Raw genomic sequence first — 15,110 nt, forward strand, 5'->3', positions numbered from 1 at the left:
ACGGCAACGGTCCCGTGACTATCGAATGAAAGATCACGTCCGTCAATACCGGTGGGTCACTTCGCGTCCGCGGCCTGCGGGGCGGGGCCGGTGTCCTCCCTGGTACCGGCCGGGACGGCCCGAGCCGTGCGCCGGGAGCTACTCCTCGTCTCCGGCCCGGTCCTCTCCCTGAGGCTCGTCCCCGGTCTCTTCCTCGACGGCCTCCGGCCGCTCGTCCCGGGGATGTTCCGGTTCGAGGAACAGGGCGGGCGCCTGGGGCACCGTCTCGTCCCTCGCGGCCACCTCCTCCGGGGAGGCGGGCTTGAACGCGATGTCGGTCGGCGCCGCGGGCCCGCTCTCCGGCTCGGTGCCTGCCGTCTCGTCGTCCGTCTCCTCCTCGGTGTCGACGATGTGGAGACCGTCCAGTTCGGCGTACCGCTCGGGCGCGTCGGTCTCCCCGTCGCGGTCCGCGGCCGCCGAGCGCGCGAACCACTCGAGGGCCTCGTCCACGCGACCGGCCTCGACCAGGGCGTCCGCGTACGCGTAGAACAGCCGTGCCGACCACGGCCGCAGCCTCCGGTCCCGCAGCTCCGGAACCTGCAGCGCGACGACGGCCGCGTCGTACTGCCCGAGGTCTCGGCGCACACCCGACTCGACGATCCGCAGCTCGACGCGGCCCACCGGGTCGAGCCGTTCCGCCTCCTGCGACTTCACCAGGTCGAGGGCCCGTTCGGGGCGCCCGAGACCTCGTTCGCAGTCCACCATGACGGGCAGGTACGAGTCGTCACCGGCACCGAGCCGCCGCGCGGCCCGCAACTCCGCGAGCGCCTCCGACCACTCCCCCGCGTGGTAGGCGGCGATCCCGGCGGCCTCCCGAACGATCCCGACCCGGGACGCCAGCCGTCGCGCGGCCCGCGCATGCCGGTACGACAGTTCGGGGTCGTCCTCCGCGAGCCTTCCCGCCATCACGAGGTGGCGGGCCACCCGTCCCGCGAGGTCCTTCGGCAGGCTCCGCAACCCGCGGCGCGCCTCCGCGTCCAGTTCCTCACCCGTCACCTCGTCCGGCAGCAGCGGGTCGTCATGCGCCGGAGCCGGCTTCTCTCGCTCGACGCGCTCCCGCGGCGGCCGCCGGTCCGAATCCTTCGGACGTCCGGAACCGCGCCCCTTGAACGTCCGGTCCCTGTCCCGGTCGCCGGGACGGCCGTCCCGCTGGAACTTCCCGGGGCGCCGTTCGTCGCGCGGGCCTCGCCGGTCGCGATCCTGGAACCGCCGCTCGCCCTGGCCGCCGGCACGCGGGCCCCGGGCGTCGCGGCCCTCACCGGGCCGCCCGCCGAACTTGCCGTCACGCCGGGGGCCGCCCTGCTTCCCGCGCGGCCCACCCTGACGATCGTCTCGCTCGAACCTTCCCGGACGCCGTTCGCCCGAGCCCGCACGACGGTCTTCCGGCCGCTTGTACGGACGATCCGACCTGCGATCGTCCCGATCCCGTGAGCCCGCACCGGGCCGCCGGTCGGCCGAACCTTTGAACGGACGATCCGGCCGACGCTCGTCCCGTCCCCGGGAGCCGGCCGCACCGCCGGGACCGTCACCCGAACGCTTGTACGGACGATCCGGCCGACGCTCCTCACGGTCCCCCCGGCCCGGGCCGGGACGGCCGCGTCCTCCCTGCGGCTTACCGGACCGGGCGCCGCCGGGCCCTCCACGCGCGTTGCCCCCGCGACGGCCGGGCGTGTTCCGCCCACCGTTGTTCCCCCGCCGCCCGCGGTTGTCGTCGCTGCGGCCGTCCTCTTCCGCGCTCATCACGTCCGTCACTGTTCTTGATGGTGATTCCTGCTGACCCTTGCAGCCTACTTTGGCGAGCCCGGACATGCGTCGAGGGCCGCCCCATTGACAGGGCGACCCTCGCGCTAAGAAAGGTCCGGCGGCGTCCTACTCTCCCACACAGTCTCCCATGCAGTACCATCGGCGCTGAGAGGCTTAACTACCGGGTTCGGAATGGGACCGGGTGTTTCCCCCTCGCCATAACCACCGAACGACCAACCCCCAACACCCATCACCGGGCGCGGGAAACTCATCGTCCAAGCAGACAGCTCAGAAAATATGCACTTAACAACCACGGGCTCCCGGTTGTTTCCCAGGAACCACACAGGGACGCGAACAAACACACAGCGAGATGCTTTGAACGTTCAGTGTGTTCAAGCCACTCGGCCTATTAGTACCGGTCGACTCCACACGTTACCGCGCTTCCATCCCCGGCCTATCAACCCGATCGTCTCTCGGGGGCCTTACCCCACCCGAAGGTGGAAGGGAGAACTCATCTCGAGGAAGGCTTCCCGCTTAGATGCTTTCAGCGGTTATCCCAACCGAACGTAGCCAACCAGCCATGCCCCTGGCAGGACAACTGGCACACCAGAGGTCCGTCCGTCCCGGTCCTCTCGTACTAGGGACAGACCCTCACAATTCTCCTACGCGCGCAGCGGATAGGGACCGAACTGTCTCGCGACGTTCTAAACCCAGCTCGCGTGCCGCTTTAATGGGCGAACAGCCCAACCCTTGGGACCTACTCCAGCCCCAGGATGCGACGAGCCGACATCGAGGTGCCAAACCATCCCGTCGATATGGACTCTTGGGGAAGATCAGCCTGTTATCCCCGGGGTACCTTTTAGCCGTTGAGCGACACCACTTCCACACGTAGGTGCCGGATCACTAGGCCCTGCTTTCGCACCTGCTCGACACGTCCGTCTCACAGTCAAGCTCCCTTGTGCCCTTGCACTCGCCACCTGATTGCCAACCAGGCTGAGGGAACCTTTGGGCGCCTCCGTTACACTTTAGGAGGCAACCGCCCCAGTTAAACTACCCACCAGGCACTGTCCCCCACCCGGATCCACGGGTGCGGGTTAGACGCTCAAAACGACCAGAGTGGTATTTCACCAACGACTCCACCCGAACTGGCGTCCGAGCTTCACAGTCTCCCACCTATCCTACACAAGACGCTCCAAGCGCCAATGCCAAGCTATAGTGAAGGTCCCGGGGTCTTTCCGTCCTGCTGCGCGAAACGAGCATCTTTACTCGTACTGCAATTTCGCCGGGCCTGTGGTTGAGACAGCGGGGAAGTCGTTACGCCATTCGTGCAGGTCGGAACTTACCCGACAAGGAATTTCGCTACCTTAGGATGGTTATAGTTACCACCGCCGTTTACCGGCGCTTAGATTCTCAGCTTCGACCCCCAAAGGGATCTAACCGGTCCTCTTAACGTTCCGGCACCGGGCAGGCGTCAGTCCGTATACCGCGTCTTACGACTTCGCACGGACCTGTGTTTTTAGTAAACAGTCGCTTCCCCCTGGCCTCTGCGACCACACCCAGCTCCCACCGCAAGGATGATCACCAGGCATGGCCCCCCTTCTCCCAAAGTTACGGGGGCAATTTGCCGAGTTCCTTAACCACAGTTCACCCGATCGCCTTGGTATTCTCTACCTGACCACCTGAGTCGGTTTAGGGTACGGGCCGCCGATACACTCGCTAGAGGCTTTTCTCGGCAGCATGGGATCACTCACTTCACCTAAAACGGCTCGGCATCACATCTCACCCTCAATGCGCCACGGATTTGCCTATGGCGCGAGCTACATGCTTACCCCAGGACAACCATCGCCTGGGCTGAGCTACCCTCCTGCGTCACCCCATCACTCACCTACTACCCCCTCGGGTCCCACGCTCCCCACCCAGCAGGCCCGAAGGCCCGACAAGATGGTTCGGATGGTTAGCATCAGAGGATTCAGCGTTGGCGCATACCAGCGGGTACGGGAATATCAACCCGTTGTCCATCGACTACGCCTGTCGGCCTCGCCTTAGGTCCCGACTTACCCTGGGCGGATTAGCCTGCCCCAGGAACCCTTGGTCATCCGGCGCACACGTTTCTCACGCGTGATTCGCTACTCATGCCTGCATTCTCACTCCCACAGCCTCCACCACTCGATCACTCGGCGGCTTCACCGGCTGCAGGACGCTCCCCTACCCACCCGAGACATCATCTCGAGTGCCACGGCTTCGGCGGTGTGCTTGAGCCCCGCTACATTGTCGGCGCGGAATCACTTGACCAGTGAGCTATTACGCACTCTTTCAAGGATGGCTGCTTCTAAGCCAACCTCCTGGTTGTCACGGCAACTCCACATCCTTTACCACTTAGCACACGCTTAGGGGCCTTAGCCGATGATCTGGGCTGTTTCCCTCTCGACTACGAAGCTTATCCCCCGCAGTCTCACTGCCACGCTCTCACTTACCGGCATTCGGAGTTTGGCTGACGTCAGTAACCTTGTAGGGCCCATCAGCCATCCAGTAGCTCTACCTCCGGCAAGAAACACGCGACGCTGCACCTAAATGCATTTCGGGGAGAACCAGCTATCACGGAGTTTGATTGGCCTTTCACCCCTAACCACAGGTCATCCCCCAGGTTTTCAACCCTGGTGGGTTCGGGCCTCCACACCGTCTTACCGGCGCTTCACCCTGCCCATGGCTAGATCACCCCGCTTCGGGTCTACAGCATGCGACTCAAACGCCCTATTCAGACTCGCTTTCGCTACGGCTACCCGCCACCGGTTAACCTCGCCACACACCATAACTCGCAGGCTCATTCTTCAAAAGGCACGCCATCACCCACACAAACACAAGGCTCATGAAGAGGCTCTGACGGCTTGTAGGCACACGGTTTCAGGTACTATTTCACGACCCCTCACCGGGGCACTTTTCACCTTTCCCTCACGGTACTGGTCCGCTATCGGTCACCAGGAAGTATTCAGCCTTACCACGTGGTCGTGGCAGATTCACACAGGATTTCACGGGCCCCGTGCTACTCGGGAACACACCCAGAAGCCACTCAAGTTTCGTCTACCGGACTCTCACCGTCTACGGTCGGCCTTCCCATGCCATTCGACTACCCGAGCAGTTTGTAACTTCTCGCCGGACTGGTAGATCCAGCAGGATGGTCCCACAACCCCGCACACGCAACCCCTACCAAGTATCACACGCGCACGGTTTAGGCTGATCCGCTTTCGCTCACCACTACTCACGGAATCACTATTGTTTTCTCTTCCTGCGGGTACTGAGATGTTTCACTTCCCCGCGTTCCCACCAGCCGCCCTATACATTCAGACGGCGGCGACACCCCATGACGGGTGCCAGGTTTCCCCATTCGGAAATCCCCGGATCAAAGTCTGGTTGCCGACTCCCCGAGGCATATCGCAGGCTCCCACGTCCTTCATCGGCTCCTGATGCCAAGGCATCCACCGTATGCCCTTAAAAACTTGAACACACAAAACGATCAAAACAAATCGCAGATAAACAACAACATCACCGAAAGAAAACACGTTCCTTCCGAGACATCATCATCTACCAGAGATGCTCGCGTCCACTGTGCAGTTCTCAAAAAACAACCGGGCCCACCAAACCCCACACCCCCGTTAAGGGACATGGGATCTGGCCCCGCGATCCAGAGGTGCCCAGGCTCGCGCCCGTTCCCTCAGGACCCAACAGCGTGTCCAGCTCCCCACCCGCCCGGCACCGCCGTTCCCACTCCCCGAAGGGCGGTACTAGCCGGCTCGCACGAACAGCGAACTGAATAACCAGTGCTCCACATCTATGAGCAGCCACCCGGCGAACACTCGCCGCCGACGATGGCCACCGACCCGAACACCCCCGCAAGCAGGGGTCGATCCGAGCCAGTTGCGTGCTCCTTAGAAAGGAGGTGATCCAGCCGCACCTTCCGGTACGGCTACCTTGTTACGACTTCGTCCCAATCGCCGGCCCCACCTTCGACCGCTCCCCCCAAAAAGGTTGGGCCACGGGCTTCGGGTGTTGCCGACTTTCGTGACGTGACGGGCGGTGTGTACAAGGCCCGGGAACGTATTCACCGCAGCGTTGCTGATCTGCGATTACTAGCGACTCCGACTTCACGAAGTCGAGTTGCAGACTTCGATCCGAACTGAGACCGGCTTTAAGGGATTCGCTCCACCTCACGGTATCGCAGCCCTCTGTACCGGCCATTGTAGCATGTTTGCAGCCCAAGACATAAGGGGCATGATGACTTGACGTCATCCCCACCTTCCTCCGAGTTGACCCCGGCGGTCTCCCATGAGTCCCCACCATAACGTGCTGGCAACATGGAACGAGGGTTGCGCTCGTTGCGGGACTTAACCCAACATCTCACGACACGAGCTGACGACAGCCATGCACCACCTGTCACCGGCCCAAAAAGGACCCACCATCTCTGATGGATTTCCGGCGATGTCAAGCCTTGGTAAGGTTCTTCGCGTTGCGTCGAATTAAGCAACATGCTCCGCCGCTTGTGCGGGCCCCCGTCAATTCCTTTGAGTTTTAGCCTTGCGGCCGTACTCCCCAGGCGGGGCGCTTAATGCGTTAGCTACGGCGCGGAATCCGTGGAAGAACCCCACACCTAGCGCCCAACGTTTACGGCGTGGACTACCAGGGTATCTAATCCTGTTCGCTCCCCACGCTTTCGCTCCTCAGCGTCAGTACAGGCCCAGAGAACCGCCTTCGCCACCGGTGTTCCTCCCGATATCTGCGCATTTCACCGCTACACCGGGAATTCCATTCTCCCCTACCTGCCTCTAGTCTGCCCGTATCCACCGCAGACCCACGGTTAAGCCGTGGGCTTTCACGACAGACGCGACAAACCGCCTACGAGCTCTTTACGCCCAATAATTCCGGACAACGCTTGCGCCCTACGTATTACCGCGGCTGCTGGCACGTAGTTAGCCGGCGCTTCTTCTGCAGGTACCGTCACGTTAGCTTCGTCCCTGCTGAAAGAGGTTTACAACCCGAAGGCCGTCATCCCTCACGCGGCGTCGCTGCGTCAGGCTTCCGCCCATTGCGCAATATTCCCCACTGCTGCCTCCCGTAGGAGTCTGGGCCGTGTCTCAGTCCCAGTGTGACCGGTCGCCCTCTCAGGCCGGTTACCCGTCGTCGCCTTGGTAGGCCGTTACCCCACCAACAAGCTGATAGGCCGCGAGCCCATCCCTGACCGATAAATCTTTCCACCACCGCTGCAGGAGCAGGATGGTCGCATCCGGTATTAGACCTGGTTTCCCGGGCTTATCCCAGAGTCAGGGGCAGGTTGCTCACGTGTTACTCACCCGTTCGCCGCTCGAGTACCCCCGAAGGGGCCTTTCCGCTCGACTTGCATGTGTTAAGCACGCCGCCAGCGTTCGTCCTGAGCCAGGATCAAACTCTCCATTAAGGTCCATCACGACCCACCCCGGGGGCGAACCCGAGACGAGCCAAACCTTGGAAACAATCCCAGCAATGCATCCATACGGATGCTTGCCTCAAAGAAATCCCCAGCCCCTCGCACCTCCCCAAAGGAAGGCACCAGAAGCCACGGGGCGATCCGGCCTGCCGACCAGATCAATAAAGGCACTGGCTTTTAACACGCTGTTGAGTTCTCAAGAAACGGACACCCACCGCGCTCGACCGGACTTTCGTCGGTCTCGCCCCGGGGCGACTGTTCTTACTTTATCGGTTCCGGCCGGCTTGTCAATTTCCCGGCTTTTCCCGATGCGCCTTTCCGGTTCCGCTTGCGCGGTCCCTTCCCGGCGGTGTTGCTATTTCATCAGATCCCGTCGATTTGTCAAAATCGGCGTTTCCGACCCACCTGCGGACCCCGGACACGGCGAAGCCGGTCCGGCATGATCTAGTGGTGGTTTCCCCGTCGGCCGGCCGCCGCTCAGGCGTCCTGCATCCGCAAGGGGACGAGGGGTTAACTTACGCGGTCGGGTCGGCGACGTCAAATCGACGCGTGGACCGCTCCAGGACGACGGGGACGACCGTGCCACAACTGTGTTGAGGGGAGCGTTTACCAGGTCACGGGGAACCAGGCATGCTTGTTGACCATCTACTTGAGAGATACCCAGCCCACACGGAAGGAACCTGATGAGCTACTACCCCCCGCCCGCCCCCGGTGGTCCCGGTGCCTACGGCGTCCCGCCGGCGCCGCCGCCCAACCACTTGGTGTGGGCCATCCTGACGACGCTTTTCTGCTGCCTCCCGGCGGGGGTCGTGTCGATCGTGTTCGCCGCGCAGGTCAACGGCAAGTGGAACAGCGGTGACCACGCGGGCGCCATCTCGGCGTCCAAGAACGCGAAGACCTGGGCGATCGTCTCCGCGATCGTCGGCGTCGTCGTCGGGGTCCTCTACTTCATCTTCAGCGTCGCTGTCGCCAGCAGCTCGACCTACTGACGGATGAACCAGGAGCATCGGCCCGCCCCGCTCCGGCGGGGCGGGCCCTCGCCTCGGCACCACGGCGCGTCCCGTGAACGTTTCGCGGCGGCGCGCCGTCTGCTTGCGCCGCTGGGGGTCGTGGTGCTGACCGCCGGGGTGGTCGGGTACCTCGCCGCGGTCAACCCGAACGAGCAGGGCAACTACCCGACATGTCCGTTCCTCGCGCTGACCGGCTACCAGTGCCCGGGCTGCGGCGCGCTGCGCACCGTTCACGCCGTCGCGCACGGGCAGCTCGGCGAGGCCGTCGCGCTGAACGTGTTCACGGTCACGATGCTGCCGGTCCTGGCGTTCTTCTGGGTGCGCTGGGCCGTCGCGCGGGCCCGCGACCGTCCCACCCGGACGAAGGCGGCCGATCCGCGCCTGATCTGGGCTTTCTTCGCCATGGTGATCGTCTTCTGGGTGGTGCGCAACCTCCCGTTCGGTGCGGTGCTCGCCGCCTGATCTCGGGTGCGACCGTCGTCGGGCCCGCCCCTACGCTCGGACGGTCACATCGAAAGGATCGGACATGAGCGACAACGGACGCGCACTCGTGCTCGGCGGCGGTGGGGTGGCGGGCATCGCCTGGCTGACGGGCGTGCTCGCCGGGCTCGCCGAGGAGGGAACGGACGTGACCGGCGCCGGCCTGCTGGTCGGGACGTCCGCGGGTGCGGCCGTCGCGGCGCAGGTCGGGAGCGGGACGCCCCTCGAGGAGCTGTTCGAGCGGCAGGCGGATCCGCGGTTGCAGAACCGGGAGCTCGTCCCGTCGGGTGAGGTGGGCGTTCCGGAGTTCGCGGAGATCTGGGCGCGGCTCGCGTCCGAGCACGGCGATCCCGCCGAGCTGCGGCGGGCGATCGGGGCGCGGGCCCTGGCCGCCGTGACGGTCCCGGAGGACGAGCGCCGCGCGGTGATCGCGGATCGGCTGCCGGCGCGCGAGTGGCCCGAGCGGCGCCTGCTGGTCACCGCGGTGAACGCGCTGACCGGGGAACGGCGGGTGTTCGACCGCGAGTCGGGCGCCGACCTGGTGGATGCGGTCGCGGCGAGCTGCGCGGTCCCGATGATCTGGCCGACGGTGCCGATCGGCGGCGTCCGGTACATGGACGGCGGTGTGCATTCCGCGGTGAGCCTGGACCTCGCGGAGGGGTGCGAGCGCGCGCTGGTGCTCGCGCCGATGGACGACGGCACGCTGGACGCGCAGGTCACGGGGGCGACCGGGCGGGTCGAGACGGTGCTTCCGGACGAGGTGTCCCTCGCGGCGTTCGGGGTGGACCCGTTGAGCCCGTCGTCGCGGACGCCGTCCGCCGAGGCGGGCCGCGCGCAGGGACGGGCCGCCGCCCCGGTGGTCGAGGCGTTCTGGCGCTAGGCGGCCGGGGCCTTCCCGGCGTCCTCCTCGGGCGGGGGCGTGCGGGCGAACACGTTGAACACCAGGTTGAGGACGATCGCGGACAGCGCGCCCAGCGTGATGCCGCTGTTGAGGATCGCGGAGACTTCCCGGGGCATCTGCCCGACGACCCCGACCATGCCGAACATCGCGACGGCCGCGCCGCCCAGGACGTCCGGCGGGATGGAGGCGACGTATCCGGCGGCCTTCGGGAACAGCCCGAGCACCATCATGATCACGCCCGCGGCGACGACGACGAAGCGGCTGCGCACGCCGGTGAGGCGCACGAGTCCGACGTTCTGCGCGAAGCACGTGTAGGGGAAGGCGTTGAGGACGCCGCCGAGGGTCGTGGAGAGGCCGTCGGCGCGCAGGGCGCGGGTGATGTCCTCGTCGCCGACCTCCTTGCCGACGATCTCGCCGGTGGCCTTGGAGTCGCCGACGGTCTCCACGACGGTGACCATCATCACCAGCAGCATCGCGACGATCGCGCCGATGTGGAAGGTGGGCGCGCCGTAGTGGAAGGGGGTGGTGACGCCGATCCAATCGGCCTCCCCGACCTGGTCGAAGGTGGTGTCGCCGAGCGCCCAGGAGACGACGGTGCCGCCGACGAGGCCGAGCAGGACGGCGATGCTGCTGAGGAACGGGCGGTGCATGCGGTAGACGGCGAGGATGAACAGCAGGGTGCCGCCCGCGTAGGCGAGGTGCTTCCAGCCGCCGAAGTCCTCGGCGCCGGGGCCGCCGGCGGCGTCCTTCAGCGCGTTCGGCAGCAGGATCAGCCCCATGATGGTCAGGACGGTGCCGGTGACCAGCGGCGGGAAGAACCGCAGGAGCCTGCCGAGGAACGGCACGGCGATCAGCGTGACGATGCCCGCCGTGATCGTGGCGCCGTAGATGGCGAGGAGGCCGGCGGTGGCGCTCTCCGCGCCCTGCCCGATGGCGATCATGGGGGCGACGGCGGTGAACGTGACGCCCTGCACGATGGGCAGCCGGACGCCGACGCGCCAGAAGCCGAGGGCCTGGATGATCGAGGCGATGCCGCAGGTGAACAGGTCGGCGTTGATGAGGTAGACGAGCTGCTCGTCCGACAGGCCGATCTGGCTCGCGACGAGGACGGGGACGATGACCGCGCCGGCGTAGAAGGCGAGGACGTGCTGGAACCCGTAGAGGGCGAGCTTGGGGACGGGGAGCACCTCGTCGACGGGATGCCTGCGCGGTGCCTCTTCCGACATGCGTGTTCAGCCTTCCGGGGTCGCTGGTCGGGGGCGCCCGTGCCGACCGGGACGAATGCGCCGACGGCCGAACATACCGGTCCGCGCCGTCCCGTCCGGGACCCGCTCCGGCGCCGGACGGGACGGCGCCGGAGCGCGCGGGTCAGGCGGGATCGGCGAACGCGGGCGGTCGCTTCTCGAAGTAGGCGCGGACGGCCTCGGCCTGGTTCGGGGTGCCGCGCAGGGCGCCGAGGGCGCGGGACTCTTCGAGGAACTGCCCGGCGAGGTCGTGGTCGGCGGCGCGGTTGAGCAGGCGTTTCGCGGCGCGGACGGCGTCGGGGCTGTTGCCGGCGATCTCGCGGGCGAGTTCGGTCGCGGCGGTGTGCGGGTCGGCGGCGGTGCGGGTGGCGAGGCCGATCCGGGCGGCCTCCTCGCCGGTGATCGTACGGCCGGTGAAGGTGAGCTCCTTGGCGACGTCCTCGCCGACGAGCCGGATGAGCGCGGCAGTGCCGGTCATGTCGGGCACCAGGCCCCAGCGGATCTCCAGCACCGACAGCTTGGTGTCGGGGGCGACGATCCGCAGGTCGGCGCCCATCGCGATCTGGAGGCCGCCGCCGAGGGCGTGACCGTGCACGGCGGCGATCACGGGCTGGGGCAGTTCCCGCCAGGTGTGGACGGCCTGCTGGCCGAGGTTCGTGATGCGTCCGGGCTCACGGCCGGTGATGTCGGACGATCCGGACGTGCCGGACCCGGACGAGCCGCGTTCGGCCATGGCGGCGAACGCGGCGAAGTCGAGGCCGGCGCAGAAGGCGCGCCCCTCGCCGGACAGGACCACGGCCCGGACGGACGGGTCCGCGGCGAGGGCGTCGCCGGTCGCGGCGAGCGCCTCGAAGGTGGGCAGGTCGAGGGCGTTGAGCTTGTCGGGGCGGTTGAGCCGCACGTCGGCGACTCCCTCGTCGACCTGCACGGTGACGCGTTCGGTCATGCCGGATCCCTCCTGCGAGATGTCTCCGGCGATCATTCCAGGCGGTCGCGGAGCCAGGCGAGGGCGATCTCCCCCTGGGCGCGCTGGAAGGCGCGGAGCGTCGGCAGGCCGGGTGGCGGCGGCTGCCGCGCGGAGTGCACGAAGTAGCCGGCGGTCGCGGCCAGCACCGCGGTGACGGCACCCTCGTCCGTGGCGTCGGCGAGCGGGTGGGCGGCGAAGACCTCGGCGGGCGGCGGGCCGCCCTGCAGGCGGACGCTCGGCAGCATCGTGAGGAGGTCGAACCAGGGCGCGGACAGGCAGGCCCACGGCCAGTCGACGATGACGACGCGGCCCGGGGCGAGCAGGATGTTGTCGGCGCGGACGTCGGCGTGGGCGAGGGTGCCGCCCGCGGCGGCCGTCTCCCAGGACGTCTCGAGCCGTGCGAGGTCCGCGAGGTGCTCGCGGGCCCAGGGGTCGAGTCCGTCCGGGTCGCCGGCGGCGGCGAGGCGGCGCCAGCCGCGGAACGCGGCGCCGAAGCGTTCGGCGGCCGTGGGCGCCTCGATGGGGGCGGGCGTCATCGCGGCCGCGAGGTCGCCGAGGGCGTCGAGGACGCGGCCGAGTTCGGCGGTGTCCCAGGGCTCGCGGGGCGGCGCGCCGTCGACGTCCTCGAACACGAGGGTGACCCAGCCGTCGCGGTCGAAGGAGCCGAGCAGCCGGGGGACGGGCGCGGACGGCGGGAGCGCGGCGGCCACCCGGGCCTCGGCGCGGTGGAGGGTGGGCGAGTCGGGGTTGGGTTCGGCGCCGACGGACTTCACGAACGCGCGGCGGCCGTCGTCCAGGCGGAGGCGCGCGGCGGCGCCCGGCGAGTACCCGCCGGGCTGGGTGACGGCCTCGGCGACGCGGGCGCCGAGCAGCTCCTCGACGTCGGCGCGGACGTGGTCGGGCGTCCTCTCCCAGGGCAACCGGCTCATCACGGCATTGTGCCCCGCGGGCGTCAGGTGACGGGGACGATTTCCGCGCGGACGAGCCGTCCGTCCCGCACCTCGAGGATGCCGAGCGTGCCGTGCGGCCGGCGGCGCCGGTCGGTGGGCGAGCCGGGGTTGAAGATCCGGACGCCGTCGCCGGTCTCGTCGAGCGGGATGTGGGAGTGGCCGAAGACGACGAGGTCGGCGCGGGGGAACCAGCGGTGCAGGCGGGCGGTGCGGCCGCGCTTCTGGCCGCCGTCGTGCACCATCGCCACGGCGAGGCCGCCGAGGTCGAGTTCGAGGCGTTCGGGCGCGCCCCAGGCCGCCACGTCCGGCAGGTCGTTGTTGCCGAGGACGGCGTGGACGGGCGCGTACTGCGCGAGCTCGTCCAGGACGGGCGCGACGCACACGTCGCCCGCGTGCAGGACGGCGTCCGCGCCGCGCAGGTGCCCGGCGACCCGCGGCGGGCACGACTTCCAGCGCCGCGGCGCATGGGTGTCGGATATCACGACGGCTCGCACGTTTTCATTCTGGCACCCTGGCCCCGGTGATTTAGCGACGGGGCGTTCCGGACACCGGTGGGAAACAACTGTAAGCACGCTGTCATTACGGCGGGTCGACGTGCGGAGTTACGCTCTGAATTCCTCGCGCCCGCCGGGACGGCCGTACGCCCCCGGCCGTGCCCGCGCGGCGACCTTGGCGCGAGGATCGGGGCGGCCGGGCGCCGCGGGTGGAAAGTCACTCCCTTGCACCGGCCCCGGTGCCCGGCCGCCCTCCCCGCGCTACTGGGTGAGGTAGAGCTTCTGGTCGAAGACGCCGGAGCCGGGGGTGCTCTCGCCGCGGGCGACGGCGGTGCCGCTGCCGGTTCCGTTGGAGGGGCAGAAGAGGTCGCTGCCGGGCTTCTTGACGAGGGTGATGTCGGACGCCTCGCCCTGGGCGTCGTCCACGCCGGGCAGCGGGCGGTTCGGGTTGTCGCGGTTGTAGACGTCGAAGGCCAGCCCGTCCCGCCCTCCGGTCTGGAAGCCGTAGTTGCAGGTGCGGACGCGGCCGAGGAACTCCCCTTCGAGGGTGAAGGTGAGGTCGCCGTCGATGGTGAGGGTGCCGTCGCGGCCGCCGGCGACGGGGTCGTAGGCGACCTGACCGGTGTTGGCGGGGAGTTCGCCCAGGTCGGTGGGCGGTGAGCTGAGCCCGTTGGAGGTTTCGCAGGCGCCGATGGACGCGGACGTCAGGGCGCCGGCGCCCGCGGACTCGACGGTGCCCACGAGGTCGGCGCCGTCGCAGGTGCCGGTGACGGTGACGCCGAGGAACACGACGGAGAACTCGAGCGGGCCGACGGTGGAGACCTGCCAGGCGCCGGAGTAGGGGGCTCCGGCCGCGGTGCCGGCGCGGACGGTGGTGGTCGCGGCGGCCGCGGGGCCGGCCGCGAGGGTCGCGGCGACCGCGGCGGCGAGCGGCGCCGCGATCAGGGGTGCGGTGATTCTGCCGAGAGCTTTCACGGGGTCACTCCTCGGTGAGGCCTTCTGCTTCCGCGCGCGGCGCGGTGCCGTGCACGGCCCCCGGCGCGCGGCCCGAAGCCGTCCTGACCGCGCGGAACACAGATCGTTTCTACCTCGGTGATCCCTGCTTGCAAAGAGCTCGGCGAAATTAATTTGTCATTTCGCATTCCAATGACAAACGGCAGATGTTGATCACTCAGCCCCGGACGGATAAAGCGTTCCACATTGTCGCCGTCACCGACCGGGCACCTCGGCCGCGTTCGCCCGCGGCGCGGTGCGGGCCGCGCCGCCGCGGCTCGCGGGCGGCGCGGAAGCGCCGTCAGCCCAGCTGGACGCCGAAGAACAGCGCCACGAGCGCGCCGACCGCCCCGAGGGCGCCCCACACCGCGAGCCCGGCCTTGGACGCCGCCCGCGTGTGCAGGAACGCCGCGACGCCCGACAGCAGGACGAACGCCATCTTCACGTTCAGCGTCATCCGCGCCTCGTCGCTCAGTTCGCCGGACGTCATGTTCCAGATCCCGGTGAGGACCAGCACGCCGAACGCGGGCCACGCGAGCAGGTTGAAGCGGCGTGCGGCGACCTTGGTGACACCGTCGAAGCCGCGCAGCGCGGGGACGAGCGCGCCGAGCACGATCTGCCCGCCGACCCAGACCGTCGCGGCGAGCACGTGCAGGAACAGCCGTACGTCGGCGAGCGTGACGCTGAGCACAGGGGGCCTCCCGGGGCGGGGCGGCCGCTGCCGGTGCGCGCGGCCGCGACCTGGACGATCTTCACCCGGCACGCTACCGCCCGCGAGGCGGCGGTCGGCGCGGTCGTCCGGTCCTCCCTGGAGGGGCCGGGCAAGACCGTCGA

11 protein-coding genes and 3 rRNA genes are annotated in these 15,110 nt (G+C 67.8%); 4 read left to right on the forward strand and 10 right to left on the reverse strand.

What is annotated here, in order from left to right:
- Positions 1–138 precede the first annotated feature (138 nt).
- Positions 139–1,035: a hypothetical protein gene (locus F7P10_RS01710; RefSeq protein WP_254716354.1), complete on the reverse strand. Its 897-nt coding sequence runs from the start codon at positions 1,033–1,035 to the stop codon at positions 139–141.
- Between the two features lie 24 nt (positions 1,036–1,059).
- On the opposite strand from F7P10_RS01710, the gene F7P10_RS41945 reads away from it, so the two are divergent.
- Positions 1,060–1,470, forward strand: coding sequence for a hypothetical protein (locus F7P10_RS41945; RefSeq protein ID WP_176611247.1), 411 nt, complete (start codon positions 1,060–1,062; stop codon positions 1,468–1,470).
- Positions 1,471–1,895: 425 nt separating this feature from the next.
- Here F7P10_RS41945 and rrf read toward each other — a convergent pair.
- The 3 genes from rrf to F7P10_RS01725 all read right to left on the reverse strand — a co-directional run bounded on the left by rrf (position 1,896) and on the right by F7P10_RS01725 (position 7,228).
- Positions 1,896–2,012 (reverse strand): 5S ribosomal RNA (rrf, locus tag F7P10_RS01715).
- A gap of 158 nt (positions 2,013–2,170) precedes the next feature.
- Positions 2,171–5,282: ribosomal RNA gene (locus F7P10_RS01720) — 23S ribosomal RNA — on the reverse strand.
- A gap of 427 nt (positions 5,283–5,709) precedes the next feature.
- Positions 5,710–7,228, reverse strand: a 16S ribosomal RNA gene (locus F7P10_RS01725).
- The 16S, 23S and 5S rRNA genes sit together here, the layout of an rRNA operon.
- 692 nt (positions 7,229–7,920) lie before the next feature.
- On the opposite strand from F7P10_RS01725, the gene F7P10_RS01730 reads away from it, so the two are divergent.
- The 3 genes from F7P10_RS01730 (at position 7,921) to F7P10_RS01740 (ending at position 9,607) form a co-directional block, all read left to right on the forward strand.
- Complete coding sequence (locus F7P10_RS01730) at positions 7,921–8,226, forward strand: CD225/dispanin family protein (RefSeq protein WP_151007755.1); 306 nt, start codon at positions 7,921–7,923, stop codon at positions 8,224–8,226.
- Positions 8,227–8,346: 120 nt separating this feature from the next.
- Positions 8,347–8,709, forward strand: coding sequence for a DUF2752 domain-containing protein (locus tag F7P10_RS01735; RefSeq protein WP_254716355.1), 363 nt, complete (start codon positions 8,347–8,349; stop codon positions 8,707–8,709).
- 64 nt (positions 8,710–8,773) lie between these two features.
- Entirely contained in the window at positions 8,774–9,607 is an 834-nt protein-coding gene (locus tag F7P10_RS01740) for a patatin-like phospholipase family protein (RefSeq protein ID WP_151007756.1), read from the forward strand.
- On the opposite strand, the gene F7P10_RS01745 is transcribed toward F7P10_RS01740, so the two are convergent.
- The 6 genes from F7P10_RS01745 to F7P10_RS01770 form a co-directional block, all read right to left on the reverse strand.
- On the reverse strand, positions 9,604–10,854 hold the full coding sequence (locus tag F7P10_RS01745; protein WP_151007757.1) for a nucleobase:cation symporter-2 family protein: 1,251 nt from the start codon (positions 10,852–10,854) through the stop codon (positions 9,604–9,606). The genes F7P10_RS01740 and F7P10_RS01745 overlap by 4 nt on opposite strands.
- A gap of 142 nt (positions 10,855–10,996) precedes the next feature.
- Positions 10,997–11,818: a crotonase/enoyl-CoA hydratase family protein gene (locus F7P10_RS01750; protein ID WP_151007758.1), complete on the reverse strand. Its 822-nt coding sequence runs from the start codon at positions 11,816–11,818 to the stop codon at positions 10,997–10,999.
- A 32-nt stretch (positions 11,819–11,850) separates the two neighbouring features.
- Positions 11,851–12,768 carry an aminoglycoside phosphotransferase family protein gene (locus F7P10_RS01755; RefSeq protein ID WP_151007759.1) on the reverse strand — a complete coding sequence of 306 codons (918 nt, stop codon included), beginning with the start codon at positions 12,766–12,768 and terminating at the stop codon, positions 11,851–11,853.
- Positions 12,769–12,791: 23 nt separating this feature from the next.
- A complete protein-coding gene (locus tag F7P10_RS01760) occupies positions 12,792–13,283 on the reverse strand; it encodes a metallophosphoesterase family protein (protein WP_151007760.1) in 492 nt (163 codons plus the stop codon).
- A gap of 261 nt (positions 13,284–13,544) precedes the next feature.
- A complete protein-coding gene (locus tag F7P10_RS41950; RefSeq protein WP_176611264.1) occupies positions 13,545–14,258 on the reverse strand; it encodes a hypothetical protein in 714 nt (237 codons plus the stop codon).
- 319 nt (positions 14,259–14,577) lie between these two features.
- Positions 14,578–14,967 (reverse strand): hypothetical protein, encoded by a 390-nt coding sequence (locus F7P10_RS01770; protein ID WP_151007761.1) that lies wholly within the window; start codon positions 14,965–14,967, stop codon positions 14,578–14,580.
- Positions 14,968–15,110 lie beyond the last annotated feature (143 nt).

Origin of the sequence: Actinomadura sp. WMMB 499 (assembly GCF_008824145.1) — a bacterium.
GTDB lineage: Bacteria > Actinomycetota > Actinomycetes > Streptosporangiales > Streptosporangiaceae > Spirillospora.